The sequence below is a fragment of the Polaromonas sp. P1_G2 genome, from assembly GCF_056405515.1.
In genome coordinates, this window is record NZ_JBFUBY010001695.1 from 1 (window position 1) to 367 (window position 367).

General features: G+C 57.5%; 1 protein-coding gene. It reads left to right on the forward strand.

The genetic code is table 11. The features are described 5' to 3' along the window. Positions 1-367: sulfotransferase family protein (locus AC1D0P_RS32155; protein ID WP_477680428.1), on the forward strand; the 367-nt coding region annotated here is incomplete at both ends.

Genomic DNA, 367 nt, shown 5'->3' on the forward strand with positions numbered 1-367 from the left:
GGCGAGGCGTATTTTGCCGAGATCGGCAAGCATGCGGATCTCGGCCGGCGCACCGTCGACAAATATCTCACCAACTTCATGTCGGTCGGCATCATCAAGGCGGTATTTCCGAAGGCACGGATCGTGCACTGCCGCCGCAATCCGCTGGCCAATTGCTTTTCCGCCTATGCCAGCCATTTCGACACGACGGGCCTGGCCTTCAAGGCCGATATGGAGGAAACGGCGCGTTACTACGTGCGCTATCATCGCCTGATGCAGTTCTGGAAGGCGATGTTTGGTGACGATATCCTCGATCTGTCCTACGAACAATTGACGCTCGACCAGACGGCCGAGACACGCCGGCTGCTCAACTATTGCGGGCTTGATT